The following is a 25,503-nucleotide window of genomic DNA, read 5'->3' on the forward strand; positions in this document are numbered from 1 at the left end:
GAGAGACGAAAGCCACGAAAGCCAAGAAAAGCGCGATGAAGCGGTACATCGTCGGCATCGATCTCGGCACGAGCAACACGGTCGTCGCGTACGCGCAGGCCGGGTCGGCCGAGATCCGCGTGTTCGACGTCGAGCAGTTGGTCGGCCTCGGCGAAGTCGCGGCGCGCCCGCTTTTGCCCTCGCTGCGCTATCACGCGGCGCCGGGCGAGCTGAACGCGGGCGACCTGCATCTGCCGTGGCAGACCGAGAACGAAACCGCTGCGACAGATAGCCCGGATAGCCCGGCTAGCCCGCCCGTCGTGATCGGCCGCCTCGCGCGCACGCTCGGCGCGCAGGTGCCGGGCCGGCTTGTCGCGAGCGCGAAAAGCTGGCTGTCGCATGCGTCGGTGGACCGCGTCGCGCCGATCCTGCCGTGGGGCGCCGGCGACGACGTCGGCAAGGTGTCGCCCGTCGCGGCGAGCGCGAGCTATCTCGCGCATCTGCGCGCGGCGTGGAATCACCGCTTTCCGGACGCGCCGCTCGAAGCGCAGGACGTCGTGCTCACGGTGCCCGCGTCGTTCGACGAAGGCGCGCGCGCCCTCACGCTGGAAGCGGCGCGCATGGCGAAGCTGCCCGCGCTGCGCCTGCTCGAGGAGCCGCAGGCGGCGTTCTACGACTGGCTGTTCCATCATCGCGACGCCCTGAGCGCGGAGCTCGCCGATACGCGCCTCGTGCTCATCTGCGACGTCGGCGGCGGCACCACCGACCTCACGCTCATCAAGGTGCAGATGGAAGGCGGCGAGCCGCAACTGACGCGCATCGGCGTCGGCAACCATCTGATGCTCGGCGGCGACAACATGGACCTCGCGCTCGCGCATCTGGTCGAGGCGCGGATCGCGGCGGGCAACACGCGGCTTTCGGCCGCGCGGCTCTCCCAGCTCGTCGAGCGCTGCCGCGCCGTGAAGGAGCAACTGCTCGGCGCGGATGCGCCCGAGTCGGCTTCGATCACGCTGCTCGGCGCGGGCGCGAAGCTCGTCGGCGGGGCACGCTCGGTCGACGTGACGCGCGAGGAGATCGAGCGGATCATCGTCGACGGATTCTTCCCCGCCGTTGCCGCAGGCGAGCGGCCGGGGCGCGCGCGGGGCGGCATCGTCGAGTTCGGGCTGCCCTATGCGAGCGATCCGGCGATCACGCGTCACGTCGCAGCCTTTCTCGGCCAGCACGCGGATCAGTCGCGCAAGGCGCTCGCGGCGCAAGACACTCAAGGCACGGAAGGCAGTCAAGGCACGGAAGGCGCCCCGCAAGGCGGCGGCGCGCTGCCGATGCCCGACACGCTGCTCCTCAACGGCGGCGTATTCCGCGCCGAAGCGCTGACCACGCGCCTTGCCAGCACCCTCGGCGCGTGGCGGCAAGAGCCGCTGCACGTCCTGCACAACGCCAATCCGGACGTGGCGGTGGCGCGCGGCGCGGTGGCCTACGCGCTCGCGCGCGCGGGGCGTGCGCCGAGAATCGGCGGCGGTTCGCCGCGCAGCTATTTCCTCGTCGTCGACGACGGCAACGAGGCCGCCCGAGGCATCTGCCTGCTGCCGCGCGGCACGGAGGAAGGCCAGGAGATCCATCTGGAGGACCGCACGTTCGCGCTCCGGCTCGGGCATCCGGTGCGCTTCCATCTGGTGTCGTCGGTCGCGGATACGGCGTACCGGGCAGGCGAACTCGCCGATCTGTCGGCGTCGGCGGGCGACTTCGTACGCCTTCCGCCGATCGCCACCGTCGTGCAGCCGCAAAACGCGGGCGGTGCGCGCGAAACGCCGGTCCAGCTGACGACCTCGCTCACCGAGGTCGGCACGCTCGAAATGCACTGCATCGCCACCGGCGACTCTACGCAGCGCTGGCTGCTGGAGTTCCAGCTGCGCGGCGAGCACGCCGCAGGCGACGCACTCCCGGACGCGGACGCAAACCGGCTGCCCCCGTCGCTGCCGAAGGCCGTCGAGCAGATCGACCGCACGTTCGGCGCGCGCTCGCAGGAAGTCGGGCCGAAGGAGGTGAAGCGGCTGCGCGCCCAGCTGGAGCAGCTTCTCGGCCCGCGCGAGAGCTGGGGCAGCGCGCTCTTGCGCGAACTCTTCGGCACCCTGTGGGAGCGCGCCCGGCGCCGGCGGCGCTCGGCGGACCACGAGCGCCTGTGGCTGAACTTCGCCGGCTACTGCGTGCGTCCGGGGTTCGGCTATCCGCTCGACGAGTGGCGCGTCGAGCAGCTCTGGTCGCTCTACGAGCAGGGCATCCAGTACGTCAACGAGAACCAGGTCTGGTCCGAATGGTGGACGCTGTGGCGGCGCGCGGCGGGCGGGCTCGCCGAAAGCGCGCAGTTGCGCCTGATCGACGACATCGCCTTCTATCTCCAGCCGCCCGGCACGTCGCGCTACAGGAAGCCGCCCACTGCGGCGAAGTCCGGCTACGACGACATGGTCCGGCTCGCGGCATCGCTCGAACGCGTGCCCGTGGAGCGCAAGATCGAGGTCGGGCAATGGCTGCTGACGCGGCTCGCCAAGCCGTCCGAAAACCTTCAGAGCTGGTGGGCCGTCGGGCGCATCGGCGCGCGTGCGCCGTTCTACGGCAGCGCGCACGGCGTCGTGCCCGCAGAGGTCGCCGCGCGCTGGCTCGGGACCATCCTCGCGCTCGACTGGAAGAAGGTCGAGCCGGCCGCGTTCGCCGCCGTGCAGATCGCGCGCATGACGGGCGACCGGTCGCGCGACCTGCCATTCGAGATCCGCGCCGACGTCGTGCGCCGGCTCGAGGCCGCGAACGCGTCGCGCACGTGGATCGACATGGTCCGCGAGACCGTCGAACTCGATCAGGCGGACGAAGGACGCGTGTTCGGCGAGTCGCTGCCGGCGGGGCTCAAGCTGATCGGCTGAGGCTCGCGCTCAGGTTGCGGATGAGCGCGGCGGGCCACCGCGGCGTCGAAATGCTTCGCTGTCAGAAGCGAGTGCCGAAGGGAATGCGGTCAAGCTGTCGCGCCGATACATCATCGGGAGAGCAGACTTCTTGATTCCCGGCAGGACGACGCCTATTTTTAACATGTGTCAATTCGACACATGAAGGAGGTCAACATGCCATCACCGAGAAAGGCCCCGCCGAGCAATCCGGCCGAAACGGAAATGTCGAGCCGCAAGAAAAGCGCGGCCGGCACGAAGCAATCGACTGCGAAAGCAGCAGGCGCCAAGGAAATGCAGGTCGCCAAACGCACGACCAAGGCCAAGCCCAAAGCATGAACGGCCAGCGCCCTCGTCGACTATGCCGGGGGCCTCGCCGTCTGCGGGCTGCCGCTCCTGCGCGCCCGGCCAGCCGGAACCGGCGGCCGAAGCGCCGTCGATGAGCCGACCGGACTCCTGCCCTTTTCCCCACGCCTTTCCCGAACCAGATGCCTCTGCCGAAGCACCACGGCCGGCAGCCGGTGCCGCGATCCCGTCCCCGATGCCGTCCCGATTCGCGTCGCATGCTCCCGAATTCTGGCAATTGACGCCCGTATCCCGCTTTTTCACGCCGTATCCCAAAAACTCGTTTTGTCGTACGAGCGCTCTCGCCTAAAGTAGTTAACCTCTCCTTCCTGCACAAGCGAGCATCTCATGGGTGTCCCGGACCGAATCGCCAGCATCGACAAGCCCGGGATCTTCTCTGCCACGGCGCGGGAAGCGGGCGCGAGCCTGGTGAGAAACCTGTCGATACCGGCGCCCTTCCCGGACCCGGTGCTCGAAGCGCAGTTTCTGGAGGATCACAGCCGCCGCTTCTGCGCGTTCCGCCGCGCGTCCGCGCTGCTCGCGCTCACCATCTGGACGTGCTTCCTGTGGTGGGATTTCAGCTTCGCGCGCCACAACAAGACGCTGAACATCGCGCTCTCCGACATCCTGACGCTCCGGTTTCTCGGCATCGCGCTCCTGATCGGCGTGGGGGTCCTCGTGCTCAGGCCGTCGTTTCGCACGCACGCGACCGCGCACCGCGTCATTCTCACGGGCATTTACGGGCTGCTTTTCCTGCTGATGCTGATGGTGTCGATTACGCCGAGCCCGTATAACTACACGCAATATTTCATCGGACTTTATCTCGCGCTTTTTTTCCAGTTCAGCTTCTTCTATTTGAAATCGAGAGCCGCATTGACCGTCGGCGTCGTGACGTTCGTCACGGTCATTCTGCTTCAGATCACAATAAGGATTCTGAATCCCGAGGATTTTTTCGCGGGTTTGTTTTACATGTTCAATGTGATCATTATCGGTCACGGCGTATGCGTGCACGCGGAAAGAGTTTCGCGCGAACGTTATTCGGCGGAGCGGGCGCTTGCTTCGCTCAATGACGAATTACTCACGGCGAATGTCGAACTGGAACGCAAGAACCGGCAATTGCAGGTATCGAAAAAGGATCAGGAAACCAAGACGAACGCGCTGCTTGCATTGAAGGAACAGCAGATGCTCGCCGCGGAAACCGCGAGCAAGGAGAAATCGAACTTCCTCGCCGCCGCCACCCACGACCTGCGCCAGCCGATGCACGCGCTCAACCTGTTCCTGCAGGCGGCCGCGGAGGCGATCCGCAACGGCGATTTCGCCGAGGCCGAGCGGCTGATCGACGAATGCGGGCGCTCGTCCGTGATTCTCGCGCGACTGCTGAATGCGGTCCTCGATTTGTCGCGGCTCGAATCAGGCCGCGTCATTCCGCGCTATCACGTATTTGACCTGAAAATGATTATCGAGGAAGCGGCCGAGCAGCTTCGTCCTTTTGCCGCGAGCCGCGGCGTCGATTTGCGGTTGCGATTGCCGAAGGAATGTCTCGTATGCGTTCGCAGCGACGCGCACTGGCTCGGACGCGCCGTCGCGAATCTGGTTTCGAATGCGATCAAATACGCCAATACCGGCAAAACGATGAAACCGACGGTTATCGTCGGCGTGGTGCGCTCGGCCACCCGCGCGCGAATCGACGTGGTCGATAATGGCATTGGAATATCCGCCGATTATTGGGAAGCGATATTCCAGCCGTTTTTCCAGGTCGGCAATCCGGAACAGGATCGCGACAAGGGGCTCGGCCTCGGCCTGTCGATCGTGAACGCGGTGATTTCGATGCTGGACGAGCACCGGCTCGAACTGAAGTCGGCCGAAGGGCTGGGCTCGCGCTTCTCCGTCGAAATGCCGCTGTGCGGCGCGTCGCCCGACAAGCCGTCGCCGCGCGCGCAGCCCAAGGCGGACGCATCCGAGGCGGCGCGGCTCGACGGCCTCTATGTGCTGCTCGTGGAGGACGACGGCCTCGTGCGCGCCTCCACCGAAGCGCTGCTCGCGCAGTGGGGCGTGCTGTTCGATTCGGCGGCGACCTTCCACGAGTACGAGGAGATTCTCGGCTCGGTGGAGCGCTTCCCGGACCTCATCATCACCGACTATCGCCTGCGCGACTTCAAGACGGCGCGGGAAGTGGCGATGCTCGGGGCGTCGCGGCTCGGCAAGCCGTGCCCGTGTCTCGTCGTGACAGGCGAGCCGTCGGCGACGATCGTCCCGCTCTCCTGCGATCACGACGTGCTGAGCAAGCCCGTGAGCCCGGCCGACCTGCGCCGGGAGATCCTCTCGCTCGTATCGGGGAAATGCCCGGACGAGGCGCTTCAGCAAGGCTGAGGCGAAGGCCCGGACGACGGCATCACGACGCCGACGAAGTATTGCCCATCGGCATTTCGATCCCGCGGCGCGCCATCTCGACGATCAGGAACGTGCGCCGCGTGACATGGAACCGCGCGAGCAGGTCGCTGGAGTATTCCTTCGCGGTGTTCTCGCTGATGTTCATCTTGCGCGCGATCGCCTTGTTCGACAGGCCCTGCAGCAGGTAGCGCAGGGTTTCGGTCAGACGCGGCGGCAGATCGAGCGATTCGACGGTGACGCTGTTGTGATTCGACACGGGCCTCGGGCTGTGCCCGCCCTTGCCGAGTACCGTGTTCGGCAGGTAGACGCGCCCGCTCAGGATGGTGCGCAACGCCTCGCGAAAGACGCTCGCGCCCTGCTCGCTGCCCTTCGAGATGAAGCCGCAGGCGCCGTTCTTGATGCATTCGAGCACGGTGTCGCGGTCGTCCTGCGCAGAGAGCATGATCGTCTGCACCTCGCGCTCCTCCTCGCGGATCCAGTTGAGCAGGTCCATGCCGGTCGCGTTTCCCCGCAGGTGATAGTCGAGGAACATCAGGTCGTAGGAGCCGGCGGCCAGCTTCGCCTTGGCCTGATCGAAGCCGTCCGCCTCGTCGATCTCGAGTAGCGGCTCATTGGCGAGAATCAGGCTTTTCATCGCGCTGCGCGTGAGCCCTTCGTCCTCTACCAGCAATACTGTTTTGAAGTATCCGTTTTCCATTGCAGTCCCCGAGGTCACGAACCGATGGTACGCCGCCTTCGGCCTCTCGCCACCCTCCTTTCGCAGGGGTACATTCGCAGCCCCTCCGAAAAATCGCGCCCACCCTCCTCGCGCCGGGTTTCGAATTAAGCACGGCCGGTCGAAACTGCATCCATCCGATCCACTGCATTGCGGAGGAAGACATGGGCGGCCGCTCTACCATCGACGACGAAAGGCAGTTCGCACTCTGGAGCATCAAGCGGGCGCGGACTCAGGATTCGTCGCGGCGCGTGCTGATTGCGCACAAGGACAAGTCGGTGGGCGAGTCGCTTGCCGTCATGCTGCGGCTGAAGGGCCTGCAGGTCATCCTTTCGCAGGACCTGAAAGCAGTGCGGTCGCTCGTACAGAACTGGAAGCCGCAGGCGCTCATTCTGGATACGAGCCTCGACAGCGAGTCCGGCTATGTCTTCATCCGCACGCTGCGCATGGACGCGGACATCACCGGGCGCCTGCTCGTGGCAATGAGCGACGTGTGGCCCGCCGATCCGATCGAGACGCTCAAGGACGCCGGATTCGACGCGCACTGCCGCAGGCCGTGCTCGACATGGCGCATCGTCGATCTGGTCGACGCGTATTTTTCCGCTCCGGCGGTCAGCAAGACAGGTGCCGTATGAACAAGGAAACGTGCCTCGTCGTGAGGGGAATCACGACGGCGAGCGCCTCGCGCGCCGCCTCGGGCCGCGCCGCGCCCGTCCGGGCGTCGGTGGAGGCGAAGCCTACCAGGCGCCGTCGCCGCCGCGCGGGCGGGCGCCGGTTTCCAGCACGAGCGACGCCTCTATTTCACTACCTGGCGCGATGACGGCCACGCCGGTGTCAGGCAACCCCTTCGCATGCAGGTTGAAGCCGTCGCTCACGTGCGACACCGGCTCGACGCACAAGTAGCCGGCGCCCGCCGGGCAATGCACGACGACGTGCGAGAGCCGCGCGGACGCCTCGAGCCGCAGCGTGCGGCCGTCGGCATAGCGCAGCGTCGCGCGGCCGTCCCAGCCGCCGAGATAACGCGTATAGCCCGCCGGATCGCGCACGTGCAGACGCGCCGGCGCCTGCCCTGACGGCTCGATCGCGATTTCCCCTTCGTGGCGCCAGTCGACGGCGGCGTCGAGTTCCGCCTCCGTCGCCCCGAAATACGGATGGAATCCGAAGCCCGCCGGCATCGGCTGCGCCGAGCGGTTCGCGACGCGCATCGAAAGGCGCGCGCCTTCGCCGCTCACCGAGATCGTCTGGGTGGCATCGAACGCCCACGGCCAGCCGTGCCGCCCCGCCGCGTGCGCATAGTGCAGCACGATGCGCTCCGCGCCCTGCTCCTCGACCGACCACGCCGCATACTGGCCGAACCCGTGCAGCGCGTGCTGCGCGCCGGGAAACGTCGAAAGTTCGACCCGCGCGCCGTCCGGCCCCGGGAACCGCGCGTCGCGCACGCGGTTGGAAAACGGCACGAGCGGATAGCAGCCGCCCTTGGGCCAGGCGTCCGAGAGCCAGCGCGAGACCGTCACGGGCGCAAGCCAGTCGTCGATGCCGTCCTCGCGCATCGTCGCGAAACGCGTGATGCGGCCGCCCGCCGCCGGCGCGACCTCGATGAACTGCGGCCCGCTGCCGATGCGCAGCACGGGCGCCGCGCCCAGATCGACGGTTTCACGCTCCATCCGCGACTCCCCTTTGTCCGCGCGTCATTGCTTCTGCTCCTTGACCCGCGACACAAGCTGCGTCGGACTCACGAACTGCAGCGCGATCAGCACCCACACGAGCGTGATCGCCATGTAGATCATCGCCATCGCATCGATGGACTGCGGCGCCCGCACTCCGGTGGAAAACACCGCGTAGTACAGCGCGACGACGAGCGTCTGCGTGCTCGGCCCCGCCGTGAAGAACGTCAGTTCGAACATGCCGATGGTGCGCACCAGCACCAGCAGCCCCGCCGCGAGCATGCCGGGCACGAGCAGCGGCAGCAGCACGTAGCGGAAGTAGCGCGGCGTGTTGGCGCCGAAGATACGCGCGGCGGATTCGAGGTTCGGATCGATCTGCTCGATGAACGGCGTCATTACGAGAATGACGAACGGCAGCGCGGGTACGAGGTTCGCGAGGATCACGCCCGTCAGCGTGCCGGCGAGATGCACCTTGTACATCACGGTCGCCATCGGAATGCCGTAGGTGACGGGCGGCACCATCAGCGGCAGCAGGAAGACGAGCATCGCGAGCCGCTTGCCGGGAAATTGCACGCGGGCGAGCGCATAGGCCGCCGGCACGCCGAGCGCGATCGACAGGATCACCACGGCACCGACCACCTGGATCGTCACCCACAGCACGCTCGTCAGCTGGAAGTCGCTCCACGCCTGGCCATACCAGTGCAGCGTGAAGCCCTGCGGCAGCGGCGTGCCGAACCAGCGCGTCGCGATCGAATTCACCGCGACGGTTGCGATCAGCAGCATCACGTTGAGCAGGAAGAAGGCCATCGTCGCCCACACGAGCACCTTCCACAGCCTGTCGGGCAGGCTCGTCCGCTGCTTCATGCTCCTGCCCGGCTTGGCGCCGTCGTTGAAGGCCGCCTGCGGCGAGCGCAATGCCTGCGCGGCGCGGTTCTCGGATGCCATCAGCCTTTCCCTCCGGTGACCGGGCCGGTGTAGAAGAAGCGGCGCGCGCCGAGCATCCCGCCGACCACCAGCAACTGCACGAACCCCATCAGGATCGCGATGGTGGACGCAAGCGAATAGTCGTAGCTTTCGAAGGCAGCCTCGGCGGCGGCGATGGAAATGACCCGCGTGGGCCCGGCCGGCGCGCCGAGCAGCACCGCCGACGGAAACACCGAGAACGCCTGCACGAACGACAGGCACGCGGTCATCGTGAGCCCCGGCATCAGAAGCGGCAGATAGATGCGCCGGAACTGCTGCCACGGATTGGCGCCGAGCGTGGCCGCGGCGCGCGCGAGGGTCGGATCGATGCCGGTCACGTACGAGAGCGTGAGCAGGAACGCGAACGGGAAGCCCGACACCACGAGCGAGATCAGCACGCCCCAGTAGTTGTGCGTGAGGCGCACTTCGTCGGTGTAGAGGTGCAGGCCCTGCAATGCCTGCGGAAACCAGCCGTTCGGGCCGAAGTAGGTCAGCATGCCATCGGCGATCAGCACCGTGCCGAGCGTGACCGGAATCACGAGCAGCGTCGTCGCGAGCTTCTGGTAGGGCGAGCTGCGGCGCAGCGCGAACGCCACCGGCACCGACACGCCCACGTTGATGAGCGTCGCGGGCACGGCGAGCTTCATCGTGACGATGATCGTCGGCCACATCGACGTGTCGGTGAAGAACGTCACGTAGTTCACGAGCGCGCCGCCGCCGTTCATCGGATTGAACGACAGCGCGAGCCCGTACGCGAACGGATAGATGAAGAGCGCGAGGATGAAGATCAGCGCGGGCGCGACGAGCCAGCCCTTCGGGTCGCGCCGCGTGGGCAGCGCAGGCGTGCTCATTGCGCTTCCCCGTCGTAGACGAGCGTGCGCGCCGGCGCGACGCGCAGCGTCACGTGCTCGCCCTCGGCGCACTCGCCCGCGATGCGCGCCCACAGCTTGCCGAACGCCGTGCTCACGCGGATCAGCGAATCGCGCCCGCCGTATTCGACCGTATCGACGTGCGCGTCGAATGCGTTGTCCGCGCCGGGCGCGGCGCGCTCCATGTCCTCGGGGCGCAGCGCGACGCTCACGTTCTTGCTGTTGAAGCCCTCCATCGGCGTGCCGAGAAGCCGCACGCCATGCGCCGAGACGGCCACCGCCTCGCCCTGCGTGCCTTCCAGCATGAAGTTCACGACATTGCGAAACCCCATGAAGCGCGCGACATGCAGGTTCTTCGGCCGCGCGTAGACTTCCTTCGGCGACGCCACCTGTTGCACGACACCCTCCTTCATCACGACGATGCGGTCGGCCATCGAAAGCGCCTCGTCCTGGTCGTGCGTCACGTAGATCGTCGCGCGCTCCAGCTTGCCGTGGATGCGCCGGATTTCCGCGCGCATCTCGATGCGCAGCTTGGTGTCGAGGTTCGACAGCGGCTCGTCCATCAGCACGAGCGGCGGCTCGATCACGATCGCACGGGCGATCGCCACGCGCTGCTGCTGGCCGCCGGAAAGCTGGCCGGGCAGCTTCGCGTCGTGGCCGATGAGCTGCACGAGCTGAAGCGCCTCTTTCGCGCGGCGCGTGGCCTCGGCTTTGGGCACGCCGCGCATCTTCAGGCCGAAGCCGACGTTCTCCAGCACCGACATGTGCGGAAAGAGCGCGTAGTTCTGGAACACCATGCCGAAGCCGCGCTTTTCGGGCGGCAGCACGTCGATGCGTTCGTCGTCGAGCCAGATGCCGCCGCCCGTGAGCGGCTGCAGGCCCGCGATGCAATTGAGCGCCGTCGACTTTCCGCATCCCGACGGGCCGAGCAGCGCGATGAACTCGCCGCGCCGGATGTTCAGGTCGAGGCCCTGAAGCGCGGCGAGCTGCTGCCCCTCGGCGTTCGTAAAACTGCGCGAGACCGCATCGAGGCGCAACTGTTCGAAAGAATGCTTCATGACCGCTCCCTGATGGCGCGGCGGCGCCCGCGTTTCGCGACAGCGCCGCCGTGCGTGTTCATGCACGAACCCGAGAACCGCTTACTTCGTCTTCTGTGCGCCGATCTCGCGGTCCCACTTCTGGAACGCGGCGACCATCGCGGCGGCGTTGAGCGGCACCACGTGCGGACGATCCGCAAGCAGCTTCGCGTACTCCGGCCGGCCGAACTTCTTGATCACCTCCTGGCTCTTCTCCGGAGCGGACGAGAGCGGCACGTCCTTCACCGCCGGACCCGGATAGAAGTAGCCGTCGTCGTAGGTGAGCGCCTGCTGCGCCGGCTCGAGCATGAAGTTCATCAGCTTGTAGAGCACCTCGAGCTTTTCCTTCGGCACGCCCTTCGGAATCACCATGTAGTGGGCGTCGTTCACCCAGGTCATGTTCTCGAACGCCTGCACCCGGAATTCCGCCGGCACGATGCCGAGGGCGCGCGGGTTGATGTCCCAGCCGGTCACGGTGACGGTCATGTCACGCGTGCCTTCGCCGAGCTCCTTCATCACCGCCGACGTGCCGCCCGGGTAGTAAGGAATGCACTCGTTCAGTTCCTTGAGGAACGCCCAGGTCTTGTCCCAGCCGTTGACGGGGTCCATCGGGTCCTTGTCGCCGAGGATGTACGGCAGGCCCATGAGGAACGTGCGGCCCGGGCCGGAATTGGCCGGGCGCGCGTAGATCAGCTTGTTCGGATGCGACTTGCACCACGCGAGCAGTTGCGCGGGCGTCTTCGGAATCTCCGTGACGCGCTCCGGGTTGTATTCGAGGAGCGGCCCGGCGGGCATGTACGTCACGGCGAGCCCGTAGCCCTGCGCGAGGTCCTGCATCTTGCGCGGACCCGGCGCGTACTTGTCGAGCACGCCCGGGAAGGCCGCCGAATTGTCCGGCAGGAGCTTGACCCACAGGCCCTGCTGGATGCCGGCCGCGAGCGCGTCGGTGCCGGTCAGCACGAGGTCGATGTCGGAACGGCCCGCGGCCTGCATCGCCTTGATCTTGCCGGGCAGCTGCGGCGCGGGCGCATTGGTGAACGTGATATTGGAGACGAGCGTGGGGTTCTTCGCCTTGAACGCCTCGAAGCCCTTTTGCGTGAGCTGCAGATTGCCTGCGACGTCCACGATATTGATCGACACCGGATCGGCTGCCTGCGCCGCCGTTGCGAACATCGCACCCGCCGCGACGCACAACGTCGCCAACCTGACTGACAACTGTGCACACCAGGTCATTTCGTCTCCTCACTTCTCGATTTTGAAGGGCGCCGGTCGGTTTTTTCTGTGCCGGCGTTCTTGCTTCTGGATCAGGGAAAATAGCGAACGCCGTAAGCTAATGTCAAGCAAATTTGCCGGACACGAGGGGCCGCCGTGGTCCGTGCGTTCGGGGTCTCGCGCATACGCACCGGGCGTTGCACGCATTTTCTCCGGACAAACCCGAACGGGGGCTTGCAGAACTTGTTTAACTGCTTTTTTACGCGGGTTTAGCGTCGCGCCGGACGCCGCGGCTAGTTCAGCGAGCGGTCGAGCGCGATGAGATCCTGAACGGCGGCTGCGATCGGCGCGTGATATTCGTGCGGCGTCGCGCTGAGGAGCGGCAGGATCGGCCCCATATCGGCGATGGCGGACAGCGTCACCGCGTCGTGCAGCACGCGGATCAGCGACACTTCTTCGCGCAGGGTTTCGAGCGGGAGAAACGCGGCGCGCAGTCGCTCCGCCTCGTCGGTTTTGCCCGTCTTCGCGGCACCGAGCAGCGCCGTGACGGCGCGCGGCGCGATGCAGCCGGAGCCCGTGGTCCACGCAGCCATCCCGAACTCGCGCAGGTGCAGGAGCGCGGGCCGCTCGCCCATGCCCGAGATCACCTTCGACGGCTTCACGCTCTGCAGGAGGCGCCGCAGATAGGGATCGTCGGCGGGATTCGCGCGCTGGATCGCGTACTTCACGGCGACGAGCGTGCCGTTGTCGACGAGCCGCGCGAGCGTATCCACGTCGACGTAGTCTTCGCTCTTGATATACAGCGTGAACGGCATGCCCGCGATATCGGCGAGGCGCACGAGGCCCGTCTCGACGCCTTGCGGCGTCGTAAAGCCCGCGAGCGGCAGCACCATCGCCGTCCGGTAGGAGGTCTGCGCCAGGATGCGCGCCTGATCGAGCATCTTGCCGTAGTCCGGGCCGATCGCGGGAATCACGCGCGTGTGCGGCCCTGCGCTCCCGGCGAGCATGTCGAGCAGATCGCGATACTCGCTGACCGCCACGTGATAGAAGTTCGCGTTGCCGCCATAGAGCAGTGTACGCACGCCGCCCGCCTCGATGTGGGCGATCAGCCGGCCGTTCTGCGCGGCGTCGGGCGAATGGTCTGCGCGGCGCGCGAGCGGCGGCACGGCCATCACGGTCCGGGCGAACTCGCTTTCGACGATCGGGGAGACGTTCATGGCACCTCGCGCGCGGCTCATCAACTGGATTGCCGCAAAAAGTAGCATTCCAGATTCAATGTTGTCAAACAACTTTGCGCGAGGGTGTCCGCGGACGCGAGCGGCGCGTTACGACCCGAACATGCGGTCGAGCGCGTTTTCGAGGTGGGCCCGCATCGCGCGTCCGGCGCGGGCCGGATCGCGGGCCCGGATCGCTTCGAGCACTTCGAGGTGTTCGGCCTGCACGAGGCGCTGCCGCTCGATGGTCTTCACGAGCGACAGGTTGCGCGACAGGTTCATGCTGAACACGACCTGCTCCTCGATAAACGACAGGACCGTGATGAAGAACTGGTTCTTCGACGCGCGCGCGATCGCCAGATGGAACGCGAAATCGTCCTTCGCGCCGATGCCCTGCGTTTCCACCACTCGTTCGAGTTCGTCAAAGGCCTGCTGGATCGCGAGAATGTCGCTGTCGTCCGCCTTCAGCGCGGCGAGTTCCGCGGCGCCCGCTTCGGTCACGACGCGAAATTCGTAGCAGCGGCGGATGTCTGACAGCGTTTCGAGCGGCGCGAAGCGGCGCACGTCCGGGTCCGGACGGCGGCCCACCGTCGTGCCGGAACCGCGCCGCGTGACGATGATGCCGTCGGCGCGCAGGCGCGCGAGCGCTTCGCGCACGGTCGGGCGCGACGTCGCGAAGCGTTCGGCGAGCGCATGCTCGGTCAGGAGCCGGTCGCCTTCCTTGAACTCGCCTTCCATGATGCTGTTCAGGATGTCGCTGTAGATCCGGTCGGCCAAACCCGACGATTTCCGCTCGTTCATGTCCGGGCAAACGGCTTGTCAGAGTAAAGCCCGATTGTAAGGCAGATTTCGCGAAGATTGGACCGGAAGCCGGACGGGATGGCCGGAAAGCCTGCCCGGGATCGCGTGCAACGATGGCTCGATCCCGCGAAAGGCGCGCGGCGCACGCAGGCGATGAAAAAGCGCGCCGGGGATCGCTCCCCGGCGCGCCGTCTGGCCGCGCCGATTGCCGAAGCAAGGCGTTGCGCTACATCGAAAGGAGCTTGCGCGCCTCTACCGCGCTCGCCACCGGGCGACCGTACTCCGCGCACAGCGACGCGACGCGCGCAACGAGCTGCGCGTTGCTCTTCGCGAGCGTGTCCTTGTCCCAGCGCACGTTGTCCTCGAGACCCGTGCGGCAGTGTCCGCCGAGTTCGAGGGTCCAGTGATTGACCTCCAGTTGATGGCGGCCGATGCCCGCGGCGGTCCACGTCGCGTCGGGCAATACCGATTTCAGCTGCGCGACTTCGAACTCCAGAATCTCGCGGCGCGCGGGCAGCGCGTTCTTCACGCCCATCACGAACTGCACGTGAACGGGCGATCGCAAAAGGCCCTGATTGACGAGATCGACCGTGCTGTACAGCATGGCCAGATCGAATATCTCGATCTCCGGCTTGACGTCGTGATCGAGCATCATCTTCGCGAGCGAGCGCACGAAGTCGGGCGGGTTCTCATAGACGGTCGTCGGAAAGTTGACCGAGCCCGTGGCAAGCGAGGCCATGTCGGGCTTCAGGTCCAGCATCGCGCCGCGCTGCTCGAACGAGCGGCCGCGCCCGCCCGTCGAGAACTGGATGATGATGTCGGGACAGTGCTTGCGGATGCCCTCCTGCAATTGCGCGAAACGGTCCCGGTCCGAGCTCGAATTCTCCTGTTCGTCGCGCACGTGCAAATGGACCAGCGACGCGCCCGCCTCGTAGGCTTCGTGCGTGCTTTCGACCTGCTCGGGGATCGAAATCGGCACCGCCGGGTTGTCCTTCTTTCGCGGCACCGAACCCGTGATGGCAACCGAGATAATGCAGGGATCATTCATGCTCTTCGCTCCTTTGCGGCGCCGGCCCCTTTACGTCGTGAACGTCGGATCCTGCTGCCGTATAATTTGAACTAACCAGTACAAACACGATGTTGCTGCAACGGCCGCCGCCTTGCAAGCGCGGGAAACCCTAACGCCGCTCAGCGGGGAAGCGGGGCCTCGAAGAAAACGAAGAGCCGCAACCGGAACATTCTTCCGATCCCTGCCGCGCGGTGCCGCAAGCGCACTGCCGCATCGCGCGTCCCCGGCCGGGGGCCATGCTTCACGGCACCGTGGCGACGCCCGCCGCCAGCACCTTGCCGAGCTGTTCGTCCGTCATCGCGGGCATGACGCTGAACGAGAGAAGATCGCCCCATTCGCGCACCCACATCGCGAGCGGTTCGAGCTCGGAGCACTCGCAGACGGCAATGCCGTCTATCGATCCCAGTCCATGCCAGCGCCCGAGCATCCTGACGCCTTCCGGCGGCGCGCCGCCCGTCTTGAGGAAGCGGTCTCTCGCCGCGTGTTCCACTTCGGGAAGAGCAGTCCATCTGACAATGAACAACATGGTGGTCACCTCCATGAACGAACGCCGCACGACCGGCCGGGGATGCCGCAGCGGGCCGGGCCGGGTCAGCGAGTCGATGGCGAAGCCGCGCGTGACGAGTCGCTCAATCAGTATAGGAGTCCGGCCGGCGCCCGTTGCGCCCGCCGCAGCGCTGCTGCGATGCTGCGATGCGGCTAACGGGAAATCGCAGGCTCAGTGCATTCCCGCGACGGACACGGCGAGCACCGGCTGCGCATAGGTCACCACAGGCGACGGCACGACCGCGTAGCTCACGGGCGCCTGTACGACAACGGTCGTCACCGGCCTGGGCGGCGGAGGCGGCGCAAGCACCGGCACGGGAACGACGGCGACCGGCCGCGTGACCGGCACGACGTAGGTGGGCGGCACGTAGTAGTAGGCGGGCCGCGGCGGCGGCGCATAGACGACCGCGGGCGCCACATAGGCGACACGCACGAACGTGGCCGCGGACACGCCTTCGGAACAGGCAAGCGAGCACACCGCTGCCGCTGAAACACTGATCAGACGAAAATTCATTTGAGACCTCACGCATCGAAATCCGGCGGGCGCAGGCTTCGTCGGGCAGGCCTGCCGCCGGTTGATCCGCCCCTCGCGGCACGTTGCCCCTGAGAGATGGCGAACCGTTGAAGCGCTCGTGGCGCCGACGTGCAAACGATACGTAACGGCCGCATGAAAAACGAGCCAGGAGTTATTTCATTCGATGTCACGCATGGCTGGCGCATGGCGAGCGCATGCCCGGCTAAACGGATGGTGCGCTTGCTTAATTGCGCGTGTTGCGGTGACATCCCGTGACATGATTGTCAGGCGGCCGGAAATTGCCTTTCTCGCGGCCATCAATAGAATTGCGTCTGTCATCGCGCGGATCACCGCTTTCACGCGGGCGAAGCTTGACCCATGCTTACGTTGGAGAAACGAACGCCATGAAGAAGATGCTGGCTATCCTCGCCGTGTGCATCGCGTCGGCCGGCGCGCAAGACGCGCTCGCGCAGACCGCCACGATGCCGATGGGCGCGTCGCCGCACGTCGAGCATGCGATGCAGCAGTTGCAGACGCGCTTCACGAAGGCGAACACGACGCACGACGGCAAGCTCACGAAGGCGCAGGCCGAGTCGGGCATGCCGATGGTGGCGAAGCATTTCGACGAAATCGACACGCAGCAGAACGGCTACGTCACGCTGCCGCAGATTCAGGAGTTCGTGCGGCAGCGCGAGCCATCGCACTGACCGCGCGCAAAGATCCGGGCGATGGTCGGCTGTTGCGCGCACGCGCGGCGAACGCCGGTCCGGCCCCCTCTCGCATCGTGCTTTCCTGGAGCCTTTCAGAATGGACACCCCGCCGAAAATCATCGTGCTCGACGACGAAGCGGAACTGCGCAACATGCTGCAGCGCTTTCTCGGCTTGCACGGCTTCGAGGTCCGTGTCTGCGCCGACAGCAAGCGGCTCGACCGCTATCTCCAGCGCGAGCCGTTCGATCTCCTCGTGCTCGACCTGATGATGGAGCCCGAGGACGGCCTCTCCGTGTGCAGGCGGCTGCGCGCCGAAGGGCAGACGCTGCCGATCCTCATGCTCACCGCGAAGGGCGATCCCGTCGACAAGGTGGTCGGCCTCGAAACCGGCGCCGACGATTACCTTGCCAAGCCGTTCCTGCCGCGCGAACTCGTTGCGCGCGTGCGCGCGCTGCTGCGGCGCCAGAAGATCGCTTCGGGCGACCCGGTGCTGAGCGCGCAGACCATCCGCTTCGGCGACTTCCGGCTCGACCTCGGCAAACAGCGGCTTTGTCGCGGCGGCGAGCCGTTCGAGATCCACTCCGCGCAGATGCAGTTGCTGAGCGCGCTCGGGGCATCGCCGAACCGGCCGGTGAGCCGCGACAACCTGATCGCGCGCACGCGGGGCCGCGAGCACGACGCGCTCGATCGCAGCATCGACGTGCAGGTGCTGCGGCTGCGGCAGATCATCGAAGACGATCCGTCGAAGCCGCGCTTCATCAAGACCGTGTGGGGCGTCGGCTACATGCTGCTCGCGGATCTCGACTCATGAGGGGCATCGCGTTTCCGCGGTCGCTCTTTGCGCGCAACATCCTGCTGCTCGTGGTGCTCGTCGCGGTGAGCGAAGTGTGCTCGCTCGCGATCCTGCTGCATTACGTGCAGGCGCCGCGCATCGACCGCGCGGCCGCCACCTTCGCGAACTACGTGAAGACGCTCGACGAACTGCTGGCGAACGCGCCCCCCGATACGCGCGGCGTATTCACCGCCCGGCTCGGCGGACGCACGGATGTGCCGCCGCAGGCCGAGCTGAATCCGCCGCGCTCGTGGCTCAGGTTCTACCGCACGTATCAGCGCGATACGTTCCTCGCGAGCCTGCGCCGCTATCTTCCGGCCGACATGCCGGTGCGCTGGCAGACCGAAGGCGGCCAGCGCCTGTGGATTCGCGCGCATCTGGCGGGCGAGCCGTACTGGATCGCGCTTGCCGTGCCCGAGGCCGCGCACGCGGACGGCATCGATACCACGGTCCTGCTCTCGCTCGGTCTCGCCGCGCTCGCGACACTCACCGCGTATCTGATCCAGCGCCACATCAACCGGCCGCTGGAGCATCTCGCCGACGCGGCGCGGCACCTGAGCGCGGGCGGCCAGCCGGAGCCGCTGCCCGTCGACGGGCCCACCGAGATCGCGCAGGTGAGCGTCGCGTTCAACCGGATGACGCAGGCCCTGCAGGAAGCAGACGCGACCCGCGCGCTGATGCTCGCCGGCATTTCGCACGACATCCGCACGCCGCTCACCAAGCTGCGCCTCGCAATGGCGATGGCGATTCCTTCAGGTGCCGACAGCGCGTTCGTCGTGTCGGCGGAGAACTATCTCGACCAGATCGACGGCATTCTCCAGCAGTTCATGGACTACGCGGGCAGCGGCGCGCGAGAGGCGCCGGTCGAGGGGGATATCAACGCGCTCGCAGGGAGCCTCGCGGCGGATTTCGCGGGGCTCGGCCACGAGTTCGAACTGTCGCTCGGGGAGATCGCGCCCTTCCCGTTCCGGCCGGTGAGCATGATGCGCATGCTCATGAACCTGATGCAGAACGCGGTGCTGTACGGGGTCGTGGGCCTCTCCGTGCGCACCTGGACCGACGTGCGTGCGAATGCCGTATGCATCGCCGTGGGCGACCGCGGCAAGGGCGTCGCCGCGGAGGACCTGGAAAAGCTCAAGGAGCCCTTCCGGCGCGGCAAATCGAGCGGCGAAAAGGTGAGCGGCACGGGCCTTGGCCTTGCCATCGTCGAGCGGATCGCGCGGCTGCATTCGGGCACGCTCGAACTGCGCGCGCGCGACGGCGGCGGGCTGGAAGCGGTCGTCGTGCTGCCGCTTTCGGCCGCAGACGCCGCGCACGCGAAAGCAGACGCCTGATCGGCGGTCCGGCCGGGGCGCGGTCCAATGGAACGCTTGATGCTTGGAAACGACCCCACCCGAGCCGTTTTCCCTGCCTCTCATCGAACCGGAGCGCGCCCATGTCTTCCCAACCGCTGGAATCGTTCGAATTGCCGACGCAGTTTTCGCATGTTCGTCCGCAGGATACGCACTACGAAGATCAGGGATTGCGCGATTTCTTCCTTTACCGCGATCTCGGCATCGCGGATGCGACGGGCGGCCGCGTGCTCGCGCAACTCGTCAAGGCGCATGCCGCACCACAGCAAGGCACGGGCTGGCACCGCCATGAGGCCGACTTCCACATCGTGATCATGCTGAAGGGCTGGGCGCGCTTCATGTACGGCGACAAGGAGACGCTCGTCGCGACAGGCGACTGCGTGCATCAGGCGCCGGGCATCGTCCATTACCTGTTCGACTACTCCGAGGACATGGAGTATCTGGAGATCGTCGCGCCCGCCGACTTCAAGACGGTCGGCGCCGACGCACCCTGCGAGGTGCCGGCGGTCACGCCGTGGGCGAATGAAACCGCATAAGGCGGTGCGTGCGTGCCTGTTGCGCCTGTCGCCCTATTGCGCCGCCGGCGCGGGACGTTGGTCCTGATCGGAAGCATCGTCCGCGGACGTGGCCGGATCGAGCATCTGCTCGGGCGGTATCGCCTGCAACGGGGCGTCCGGTGCGCCCTCTTGCGCCGTCGTGCTCGCGGCGGGCTCCGGCACGGCCTGCGGCGGCGGTATCGACTGAAGCGGCAGGATCGGCTGCGCGCGCGCGTTGACGTTGGTCGGACTCGCCTCGTTGTCGTAGATCAGCGCGCGCACGCGCGGATAGATCTGGCGCTCCCAGCGCTTGCCGTTGAAGACGCCATAGTGCCCGACGCCCGTCTGCACGTGATGCGCCTTCAGATACGGCCGCAGGCGGTCGCATAGGTCCTGCGCGGCGAGCGTCTGGCCGACCGCGCAGATGTCGTCGCGCTCGCCCTCGACGGTCAGGAGCGCCGTGCGCCGGATCGCCGACGGCTCCACCTTGCGCCCCCTCACTTCGAGTTCGTGCAGCGGCAGCGCGTGACGCTGGAACACGGTATCGACGGTTTCCAGATAAAACTCCGCGGTCAGGTCCATCGTCGCGAAGTATTCTTCATAGAAGACGCGGATCGCGTCGGCGGTGTCCTGATCGCCCTTCGCGCGCTCGTAGTGCATGTCGGCGAAGGAGTCGATATGGCGCGGCAGGTTCATCGCCAGAAACGCGTTCAGCTGCATGAAGCCGGGATAGACGCGCCGGCCTCCGCCCGCGAATCCGTAGGGCACCGCGCTGATCAGGTTTCGCTCGAACCACGCGAGCGACTTGCTCTTGGCAAGCTCGTTCACGCGCGTCGGGTTGATGCGCGTATCGATCGGGCCGGCCATCAGCGTCATGCTCGCGGGCTGCGCCGGATGCGCGTCCGCGGCCATCAGCGCCACCGCCGAGAGCGCGGCGACCGTCGGCTGGCAGACCGCGAGGAGATGCGAGCCGGGGCCGATCGTCTCGATGAAGTCGATGATGTGATGGACGTATTCGTCGAAGCCGAAGCGGCCGTGTATCAGCGCGACGTCACGCGGATTGTGCCAGTCGGTAATGTAGACGTCATGGTCGGCGAGCATCGTGCGTACGGTGCCGCGCAGAAGCGTGGCGAAGTGCCCGGACATCGGCGCGATCACGAGCACGCGCGGCTGGCCGGAGAGCGACGCGTCGTCCTTGACGAAGTGCACGAGCGAGCAGAATGGCGTGGAGTCCGCAATGTCCTCGGTGACGCCGACCGTCCTGCCGTCCACTTCGATCGAGTCGATCGCGAACGGGGGCCGCGCGTGCGTGAGGCCGGCGAGCGCGAGCATGTCGCAGTTCGCGCGCAGTGCGCGGGCCTGAGGCGTCTGCGCGATCGCTGGCCACGCGTCGAGCGAGCGGCTGACGAGCGCCGCGCCGTGGCGCAGTGGCAGCATCAGGTCGGACAGCGCCTGGTAGGCGGGATAGGCGAACTGGTTCATCGATTCCGCACGTGAGCGCATTATGGGGAGTTCCAGTCGACGCAATACATATGCCAATCCACCGCATATAACGATAGTAACCCCGTAGCGTTGGCATAGCACTTGCGCGAGTCCCGTTCGCGCATGTATTTCGCCGTTTTTTGGTGCGCGGGCGCACGTGAACGTGCATGCGGGGACGTCGCGCGCAGCGCCATCGGAATGAATGGTCCAGATCGTCCCGCTCAAAGGCAACCGGCACGGAGATTCGTATGGCAAATGCCACGCTCACCATCAGCAGCAAGAACTATTCGTCGTGGTCGCTGCGCGGCTGGCTGCTCGTCAGGTTCAGCGGTCTGGACTTCGAAGAGATCGCGATGCCGATCGACGATCCCGCCGCGCGCGCCGAACTGCTTCTGCTGTCGCCGTCGATTCTCGTGCCCTGCCTCGTTCACAACGGCATCAAGGTCTGGGACACGCTCGCGATCGCGGAGTACCTGAACGAGGTGCGCCCCGGCGCCGGGCTGCTGCCGCGCGAGTTGCGCGACCGCGCGCATTGCCGTGCGATCTGCGGCGAGATGCATTCGGGCTTCGCATCGCTGCGCTCCGCGCTGCCGATGAACCTCAAGGCGCACTTTCCCGGCTTCAAGGTGTGGGCGCGCGCGCAGACCGACATCGAACGCATCGTGACGATCTGGCACGAATGCCTCGGGCAGTACGGCGGGCCGTTCCTGTTCGGCGAACGCACCGCCGCCGACGCGATGTTCGCGCCGGTCGTCACGCGCTTCGTGACCTACGACGTGAAGCTCGATCCGGAGATCGTCGCCTACGGCCAGCGCATCCTCGCGATGCCGGAAATGCAGCAGTGGATCGCGGACGCGCAGCATGAAGTGGATGAAATCGACGAACTCGACATGGAGTTCTGACGCCAGCCGCACGAATCAACACGGACTCGAAGTTTGGCGCGGCGTGAACGATACTGGGAAGATGGAGGCAGGAGACGATCATGTCATCCGCAACCGGCTTCGAGAGTGCGCGTTCTCCCGCGCCGCGTCGCGTGCCACGTGTGCCGCGCGTGCGCCGCGAGGCGAGCGCCTCGCCGCATTCCACCTGCACGATGCGCCAGTTCTGCGAGCCGCCGGAACTGTCGCCCGCGGATCTCGCCCGGGTCGATTCGGTCGTGTTCGCGACGCGCAGCGTGCACCGCGGCGAGACGCTCTATTGCGCGGGCGACGACTTCCACAGCATCTACACCGTGCGCGCCGGCTGCTTCAAGACCGTGATCACGCATCGCGACGGCCGCGAGCAGGTGACGGGCTTTCATCTGCCGGGCGAGACGCTCGGCCTCGACGGCATCTGCACCGACCGCCACGGCTGCGAAGCAGTCGCGCTGGAGGACAGCATCGTCTGCATCGTGCCGTACGCCCTGCTCGAATTGCTGTGCCGCGAGGTCAAGGCGATGCAGCATCACGTGCACCGGCTCCTGAGCGCCGAGATCGTGCGCGAGTCGGGGCTCATGCTGATGCTCGGCACGATGTCGGCGGAACAGCGCGTGGCCGCGTTCCTGCTCAATCTCTCGACGCGCTTCGAGGCGCGCGGCTACTCCGCCGCGGAATTCAACCTGCGCATGACGCGCGAGGAGATGGGCAGCTATCTGGGGCTCAAGCTGGAAACGGTCAGCCGGATGCTGTCGAAATTCCAGAAGGAAGGACTCATCGACACGCACGGCAGGCAGGTCCGCATCGCCGACCGCGAGGCGCTCGCGCGGGTCTAGGCGAGAGCGTCCCTCACCCGCGGATGCGCAGCACGGCGGCGCCCGTCACGCGTCCCGCGCGCAGGTCATCGAGTGCGCGGTTCGCGTCGGCGAGCGCATAGCAGGTCGTGCGCATGTCGAGGTGGAACTGCCCGGCGAGGCGCATGAACGCGCGGCCGTCGTCGCGGGTCAGGTTGGCGACCGACACCACGCGCCGCTCGCCCCACAGAAGCGCATACGGAAACGACGGAATGTCGCTCATGTGGATGCCGCCGCACACCACGATGCCGCCCTTCGCGACCGCCTTCAGCGCGGCCGGCACGAGCGCGCCCGCCGGCGCGAAGATGAGCGCGGCGTCGAGTTCGTCGGGCGGCATCTCGTCGCTGCCGCCCGCCCAGTGGGCCTTGAGGTCGAGCGCGAGCTGCTGCGCGGCGGCGTCGCCGGGACGCGTGAACGCGTACACCGTGCGCCCCTGATGGCGCGCCAGCTGCGCGACGATATGCGCCGCCGCCCCGAAGCCGTAGATGCCGATGCGCTTCACGTCGCCCGCCATGCTGAGCGTGCGGTAGCCGATGAGCCCGGCGCACATGAGCGGCGCCGCCTCGACGTTCGAGTAGCGCGGCGGCACGTGCAGGCAGAAGCGGCTGTCGGCGACGACGCGCTCCGCATAGCCGCCGTCGATCGTGTAGCCGGTGAAGCCCGGCGTGTCGCAGAGGTTTTCGCGGCCGATGCCGCAAAAGTGGCAATGGCCGCACGTGTGGCCGAGCCACGGCACGCCCACGCGGTCTCCGACCGTGAAGCCCGACACGCCGATGCCCACCGCCGTCACCGTGCCGACGATCTCGTGGCCGGGAATCAGCGGACGCTTCGGATCGCGCAGGTCGCCGTCGACGACATGCAGGTCGGTGCGGCACACGCCGCAGGTGTGGACGTCGATCGCCAGTTCTCCGGTGCCCGCGACCGGGTCCGGCAGATCGGTCTCGCGCAGCGAGGGCGTCGAGCCGTCGAAGACCATTGCGCGCATGTCGGACCTCCGCGTTTATGTCAGTGCTTAATGGCCGTCACGGACCCTCGTGCCGCGGCCGCTTCGTGGGGCATGCCTGATCGCGCTGGTGCACGCCTGCACCCTTCGCGCGCCGGATGCCGGATGAAGACAGGCAAGCGGCGGGCGCGCGTCCCCGCGACATTCATCGAGAATATGCAATCCGCCGGCACTCGCGCGCCGCGCGCTGCGACGCACCCGCGCCCCGGGCCCGAGAGCCGGCTTGACTCGGCGTTGTCAGATACAGGGCGTAGACTAGATCATTCGCCGGACGAAAAGGGTGCGTCATGAACCTGCGACAAGATAGTTTGAACTTCGGCATTACGCTTGCTTTCTTACCTCAGTGGCTCGCAGGTCCCGCGCGTATGGCGCATGCGTTGCGCCGCGCCGCCGGCCGGCCGGCAAGCCGCCGGTCCTCACCGCGATGCGCCCGTTCACGCGCGTCGCACGAACACATAAGCGGTACGCGCGATTCCCGCCGATACCGCCGCTATCTCCCGAAGGCGCTCATAGCCCCTGTCAATCTGGCTGGTGCCTGACTATTGAAGTGAATCGTGGAGGATGTCATGCGTATCACCGTCAAACTCGATACCTTCGAGCGCGTCGATTCTGCCGCTTTCGCCATCCTGTGGCTCGACAAGGAGACACGCCGCTGGTCGCGCGAAGGGCATCAGAGCGTCGATCTTCCGGACTGGGGCGGTCTGCAGGCCGCGCCCGACGGCACGCTGATCTGCGGCCAGCACGCCGAGCGCCCGCTCTGCGTGCTCGAGCGCCTCGACTTCGACACGGCCGGCGGCCCGCGCGAAGGCCAGGCGGGCCGCGTGCTGTGGTACACCGGCGCTGCGCGTGAACCCGCGACGGGACGCTGGCATGTCCAGTGCATCGACCGCGAGCAGATCAAGGCCGAGCACGGCGTGTTCTGCGGCGACGAGGACAGCTGATCGCCGTGCCCGTCAAGATTCGTCTCTCGGCGTGGGGTTGAGGAGCACCACGAACGACGTCACGCCGACGATGATCGCCAGCACGCCGTAGTACATGACCTCCGTCTTGTCGAAGAGCAGTCCGTGGATCGCAGCGGAAATGCCCGCCAGCGAAACGAATACCGCGACCAGCGACACGACGATCCGCGATTCAGCCCTGACCATTGTCCTTCTCCAGCAGACGCACGGCCGTGTCGAATGCGACGTGCACGGCCATGTCGGGATCTTCGTCGGTGCTGCGCGCGAGCGGGATCAGCTCGTGATCGGGCGTGATCAGATCGAGCCGGGCGTCGTACAGCCGATGCCCCGGCCGGTCCCACATCGCCTCGATCGCGAGATGGCACCCGGCGATCCGCCCGGAAAAGCGCGCGAGCCGCGCGAGTTCGGCGTGGGCCTTCGCCTCGACGCCGGCGCTCCCCACGAACCCCCGGTAGGCGATCTGCATGCCGACGCTCATTGCGCACCCCCAATGACGGCGCAGGCGGCCCGCGACGACCGCAAAAGCGACCAGCGGCAAGCGGGTTCCCGCGCCCATGATTCATGGTTGTCGCC

At 66.7% G+C, this 25,503-nt stretch carries 26 protein-coding genes; 11 read left to right on the forward strand and 15 right to left on the reverse strand.

The window, feature by feature from the left end:
• Nucleotides 1–35: 35 nt before the first annotated feature.
• From BG61_RS10125 to BG61_RS10130, 3 genes are all read left to right on the forward strand, one after another.
• The gene (locus BG61_RS10125; RefSeq protein ID WP_035930094.1) at nt 36–2,891 is read left to right on the forward strand and encodes an Hsp70 family protein; all 2,856 of its coding nucleotides are present in this window, start codon (nt 36–38) and stop codon (nt 2,889–2,891) included.
• Nucleotides 2,892–3,071: 180 nt separating this feature from the next.
• Entirely contained in the window at nt 3,072–3,248 is a 177-nt protein-coding gene (locus BG61_RS42760; protein WP_158447172.1) for a hypothetical protein, read from the forward strand.
• A 354-nt stretch (nt 3,249–3,602) separates the two neighbouring features.
• The gene (locus tag BG61_RS10130) at nt 3,603–5,624 is read left to right on the forward strand and encodes an ATP-binding response regulator (RefSeq protein WP_035929853.1); all 2,022 of its coding nucleotides are present in this window, start codon (nt 3,603–3,605) and stop codon (nt 5,622–5,624) included.
• A 22-nt stretch (nt 5,625–5,646) separates the two neighbouring features.
• Here the strand turns inward: BG61_RS10130 and BG61_RS10135 are convergent, their stop codons facing one another.
• Entirely contained in the window at nt 5,647–6,342 is a 696-nt protein-coding gene (locus BG61_RS10135; protein WP_035929851.1) for a response regulator, read from the reverse strand.
• A gap of 182 nt (nt 6,343–6,524) precedes the next feature.
• On the opposite strand from BG61_RS10135, the gene BG61_RS10140 reads away from it, so the two are divergent.
• A complete protein-coding gene (locus BG61_RS10140) occupies nt 6,525–6,995 on the forward strand; it encodes a response regulator (RefSeq protein ID WP_035929848.1) in 471 nt (156 codons plus the stop codon).
• Between the two features lie 102 nt (nt 6,996–7,097).
• Here the strand turns inward: BG61_RS10140 and BG61_RS10145 are convergent, their stop codons facing one another.
• From BG61_RS10145 to BG61_RS10190, 10 genes are all read right to left on the reverse strand, one after another.
• Entirely contained in the window at nt 7,098–8,024 is a 927-nt protein-coding gene (locus BG61_RS10145) for an aldose epimerase family protein (protein ID WP_035929845.1), read from the reverse strand.
• A gap of 24 nt (nt 8,025–8,048) precedes the next feature.
• A complete protein-coding gene (locus tag BG61_RS10150) occupies nt 8,049–8,969 on the reverse strand; it encodes an ABC transporter permease (protein ID WP_035929843.1) in 921 nt (306 codons plus the stop codon).
• Complete coding sequence (locus BG61_RS10155) at nt 8,969–9,838, reverse strand: ABC transporter permease (protein WP_035929840.1); 870 nt, start codon at nt 9,836–9,838, stop codon at nt 8,969–8,971. The genes BG61_RS10150 and BG61_RS10155 overlap by 1 nt, the downstream gene beginning before the upstream one ends.
• On the reverse strand, nt 9,835–10,914 hold the full coding sequence (locus BG61_RS10160; RefSeq protein ID WP_035929838.1) for an ABC transporter ATP-binding protein: 1,080 nt from the start codon (nt 10,912–10,914) through the stop codon (nt 9,835–9,837). The genes BG61_RS10155 and BG61_RS10160 overlap by 4 nt, the downstream gene beginning before the upstream one ends.
• 81 nt (nt 10,915–10,995) lie before the next feature.
• The gene (locus BG61_RS10165; protein ID WP_370818059.1) at nt 10,996–12,105 is read right to left on the reverse strand and encodes an ABC transporter substrate-binding protein; all 1,110 of its coding nucleotides are present in this window, start codon (nt 12,103–12,105) and stop codon (nt 10,996–10,998) included.
• A 332-nt stretch (nt 12,106–12,437) separates the two neighbouring features.
• Complete coding sequence (locus tag BG61_RS10170; RefSeq protein ID WP_035929832.1) at nt 12,438–13,361, reverse strand: dihydrodipicolinate synthase family protein; 924 nt, start codon at nt 13,359–13,361, stop codon at nt 12,438–12,440.
• A 108-nt stretch (nt 13,362–13,469) separates the two neighbouring features.
• Complete coding sequence (locus tag BG61_RS10175; RefSeq protein WP_035929830.1) at nt 13,470–14,159, reverse strand: FadR/GntR family transcriptional regulator; 690 nt, start codon at nt 14,157–14,159, stop codon at nt 13,470–13,472.
• A gap of 226 nt (nt 14,160–14,385) precedes the next feature.
• On the reverse strand, nt 14,386–15,207 hold the full coding sequence (locus BG61_RS10180) for a 3-oxoadipate:acetyl-CoA acetyltransferase (RefSeq protein WP_035929828.1): 822 nt from the start codon (nt 15,205–15,207) through the stop codon (nt 14,386–14,388).
• Between the two features lie 262 nt (nt 15,208–15,469).
• On the reverse strand, nt 15,470–15,754 hold the full coding sequence (locus BG61_RS10185; RefSeq protein ID WP_035930083.1) for a DUF3303 domain-containing protein: 285 nt from the start codon (nt 15,752–15,754) through the stop codon (nt 15,470–15,472).
• 192 nt (nt 15,755–15,946) lie between these two features.
• Entirely contained in the window at nt 15,947–16,288 is a 342-nt protein-coding gene (locus BG61_RS10190; RefSeq protein ID WP_035929824.1) for a hypothetical protein, read from the reverse strand.
• A gap of 404 nt (nt 16,289–16,692) precedes the next feature.
• Here BG61_RS10190 and BG61_RS10195 point away from each other — a divergent pair, with 404 nt between their 5' ends.
• From BG61_RS10195 to BG61_RS10210, 4 genes are all read left to right on the forward strand, one after another.
• The gene (locus tag BG61_RS10195) at nt 16,693–16,995 is read left to right on the forward strand and encodes an EF-hand domain-containing protein (protein ID WP_035929821.1); all 303 of its coding nucleotides are present in this window, start codon (nt 16,693–16,695) and stop codon (nt 16,993–16,995) included.
• A gap of 100 nt (nt 16,996–17,095) precedes the next feature.
• Entirely contained in the window at nt 17,096–17,809 is a 714-nt protein-coding gene (locus BG61_RS10200; RefSeq protein ID WP_035929818.1) for a response regulator, read from the forward strand.
• A complete protein-coding gene (locus BG61_RS10205) occupies nt 17,806–19,164 on the forward strand; it encodes an ATP-binding protein (RefSeq protein ID WP_035929814.1) in 1,359 nt (452 codons plus the stop codon). Before BG61_RS10200 ends, BG61_RS10205 begins: the two co-directional genes overlap by 4 nt.
• 101 nt (nt 19,165–19,265) lie before the next feature.
• Nucleotides 19,266–19,718, forward strand: a complete 453-nt coding sequence (locus tag BG61_RS10210) for a cupin domain-containing protein (protein ID WP_035929811.1) — start codon at nt 19,266–19,268, stop codon at nt 19,716–19,718.
• A 33-nt stretch (nt 19,719–19,751) separates the two neighbouring features.
• Here the strand turns inward: BG61_RS10210 and BG61_RS10215 are convergent, their stop codons facing one another.
• Nucleotides 19,752–21,200: a polyhydroxyalkanoate depolymerase gene (locus BG61_RS10215; protein ID WP_075584144.1), complete on the reverse strand. Its 1,449-nt coding sequence runs from the start codon at nt 21,198–21,200 to the stop codon at nt 19,752–19,754.
• Nucleotides 21,201–21,448: 248 nt separating this feature from the next.
• Here BG61_RS10215 and BG61_RS10220 point away from each other — a divergent pair, with 248 nt between their 5' ends.
• Together BG61_RS10220 and BG61_RS10225 are read left to right on the forward strand one after the other, a co-directional pair.
• Nucleotides 21,449–22,102, forward strand: a complete 654-nt coding sequence (locus tag BG61_RS10220) for a glutathione S-transferase family protein (RefSeq protein WP_035929808.1) — start codon at nt 21,449–21,451, stop codon at nt 22,100–22,102.
• Nucleotides 22,103–22,182: 80 nt separating this feature from the next.
• The gene (locus tag BG61_RS10225) at nt 22,183–22,950 is read left to right on the forward strand and encodes a helix-turn-helix domain-containing protein (protein ID WP_035929805.1); all 768 of its coding nucleotides are present in this window, start codon (nt 22,183–22,185) and stop codon (nt 22,948–22,950) included.
• A gap of 13 nt (nt 22,951–22,963) precedes the next feature.
• On the opposite strand, the gene BG61_RS10230 is transcribed toward BG61_RS10225, so the two are convergent.
• Entirely contained in the window at nt 22,964–23,953 is a 990-nt protein-coding gene (locus BG61_RS10230) for a zinc-dependent alcohol dehydrogenase family protein (protein WP_035929802.1), read from the reverse strand.
• A 584-nt stretch (nt 23,954–24,537) separates the two neighbouring features.
• Here BG61_RS10230 and BG61_RS10235 point away from each other — a divergent pair.
• Nucleotides 24,538–24,912: a DUF3564 family protein gene (locus BG61_RS10235; protein ID WP_035929799.1), complete on the forward strand. Its 375-nt coding sequence runs from the start codon at nt 24,538–24,540 to the stop codon at nt 24,910–24,912.
• Between the two features lie 12 nt (nt 24,913–24,924).
• On the opposite strand, the gene BG61_RS10240 is transcribed toward BG61_RS10235, so the two are convergent.
• Entirely contained in the window at nt 24,925–25,116 is a 192-nt protein-coding gene (locus BG61_RS10240) for a DUF2964 family protein (protein WP_035929798.1), read from the reverse strand.
• Nucleotides 25,103–25,468, reverse strand: a complete 366-nt coding sequence (locus BG61_RS10245) for an HPF/RaiA family ribosome-associated protein (protein ID WP_338152271.1) — start codon at nt 25,466–25,468, stop codon at nt 25,103–25,105. Before BG61_RS10245 ends, BG61_RS10240 begins: the two co-directional genes overlap by 14 nt.
• Between the last annotated feature and the right edge of the window lie 35 nt (nt 25,469–25,503).

This window comes from Caballeronia glathei, from assembly GCF_000698595.1.
Taxonomy (GTDB): domain Bacteria; phylum Pseudomonadota; class Gammaproteobacteria; order Burkholderiales; family Burkholderiaceae; genus Caballeronia; species Caballeronia glathei.

What these genes read in the sequence shown, in the direction of transcription:
- BG61_RS10125 (WP_035930094.1), top strand. Translation starts at nt 36, where the DNA reads ATGAAGCGGTACATCGTCGGCATCGATCTCGGCACGAGCAACACGGTC.
- BG61_RS42760 (WP_158447172.1), top strand. Translation starts at nt 3,072, where the DNA reads ATGAAGGAGGTCAACATGCCATCACCGAGAAAGGCCCCGCCGAGCAAT.
- BG61_RS10130 (WP_035929853.1), top strand. Translation starts at nt 3,603, where the DNA reads ATGGGTGTCCCGGACCGAATCGCCAGCATCGACAAGCCCGGGATCTTC.
- BG61_RS10135 (WP_035929851.1), bottom strand. Translation starts at nt 6,342, where the DNA reads ATGGAAAACGGATACTTCAAAACAGTATTGCTGGTAGAGGACGAAGGG.
- BG61_RS10140 (WP_035929848.1), top strand. Translation starts at nt 6,525, where the DNA reads ATGGGCGGCCGCTCTACCATCGACGACGAAAGGCAGTTCGCACTCTGG.
- BG61_RS10145 (WP_035929845.1), bottom strand. Translation starts at nt 8,024, where the DNA reads ATGGAGCGTGAAACCGTCGATCTGGGCGCGGCGCCCGTGCTGCGCATC.
- BG61_RS10150 (WP_035929843.1), bottom strand. Translation starts at nt 8,969, where the DNA reads ATGGCATCCGAGAACCGCGCCGCGCAGGCATTGCGCTCGCCGCAGGCG.
- BG61_RS10155 (WP_035929840.1), bottom strand. Translation starts at nt 9,838, where the DNA reads ATGAGCACGCCTGCGCTGCCCACGCGGCGCGACCCGAAGGGCTGGCTC.
- BG61_RS10160 (WP_035929838.1), bottom strand. Translation starts at nt 10,914, where the DNA reads ATGAAGCATTCTTTCGAACAGTTGCGCCTCGATGCGGTCTCGCGCAGT.
- BG61_RS10165 (WP_370818059.1), bottom strand. Translation starts at nt 12,105, where the DNA reads ATGTTCGCAACGGCGGCGCAGGCAGCCGATCCGGTGTCGATCAATATC.
- BG61_RS10170 (WP_035929832.1), bottom strand. Translation starts at nt 13,361, where the DNA reads ATGAACGTCTCCCCGATCGTCGAAAGCGAGTTCGCCCGGACCGTGATG.
- BG61_RS10175 (WP_035929830.1), bottom strand. Translation starts at nt 14,159, where the DNA reads ATGAACGAGCGGAAATCGTCGGGTTTGGCCGACCGGATCTACAGCGAC.
- BG61_RS10180 (WP_035929828.1), bottom strand. Translation starts at nt 15,207, where the DNA reads ATGAATGATCCCTGCATTATCTCGGTTGCCATCACGGGTTCGGTGCCG.
- BG61_RS10185 (WP_035930083.1), bottom strand. Translation starts at nt 15,754, where the DNA reads ATGTTGTTCATTGTCAGATGGACTGCTCTTCCCGAAGTGGAACACGCG.
- BG61_RS10190 (WP_035929824.1), bottom strand. Translation starts at nt 16,288, where the DNA reads ATGAATTTTCGTCTGATCAGTGTTTCAGCGGCAGCGGTGTGCTCGCTT.
- BG61_RS10195 (WP_035929821.1), top strand. Translation starts at nt 16,693, where the DNA reads ATGAAGAAGATGCTGGCTATCCTCGCCGTGTGCATCGCGTCGGCCGGC.
- BG61_RS10200 (WP_035929818.1), top strand. Translation starts at nt 17,096, where the DNA reads ATGGACACCCCGCCGAAAATCATCGTGCTCGACGACGAAGCGGAACTG.
- BG61_RS10205 (WP_035929814.1), top strand. Translation starts at nt 17,806, where the DNA reads ATGAGGGGCATCGCGTTTCCGCGGTCGCTCTTTGCGCGCAACATCCTG.
- BG61_RS10210 (WP_035929811.1), top strand. Translation starts at nt 19,266, where the DNA reads ATGTCTTCCCAACCGCTGGAATCGTTCGAATTGCCGACGCAGTTTTCG.
- BG61_RS10215 (WP_075584144.1), bottom strand. Translation starts at nt 21,200, where the DNA reads ATGAACCAGTTCGCCTATCCCGCCTACCAGGCGCTGTCCGACCTGATG.
- BG61_RS10220 (WP_035929808.1), top strand. Translation starts at nt 21,449, where the DNA reads ATGGCAAATGCCACGCTCACCATCAGCAGCAAGAACTATTCGTCGTGG.
- BG61_RS10225 (WP_035929805.1), top strand. Translation starts at nt 22,183, where the DNA reads ATGTCATCCGCAACCGGCTTCGAGAGTGCGCGTTCTCCCGCGCCGCGT.
- BG61_RS10230 (WP_035929802.1), bottom strand. Translation starts at nt 23,953, where the DNA reads ATGCGCGCAATGGTCTTCGACGGCTCGACGCCCTCGCTGCGCGAGACC.
- BG61_RS10235 (WP_035929799.1), top strand. Translation starts at nt 24,538, where the DNA reads ATGCGTATCACCGTCAAACTCGATACCTTCGAGCGCGTCGATTCTGCC.
- BG61_RS10240 (WP_035929798.1), bottom strand. Translation starts at nt 25,116, where the DNA reads ATGGTCAGGGCTGAATCGCGGATCGTCGTGTCGCTGGTCGCGGTATTC.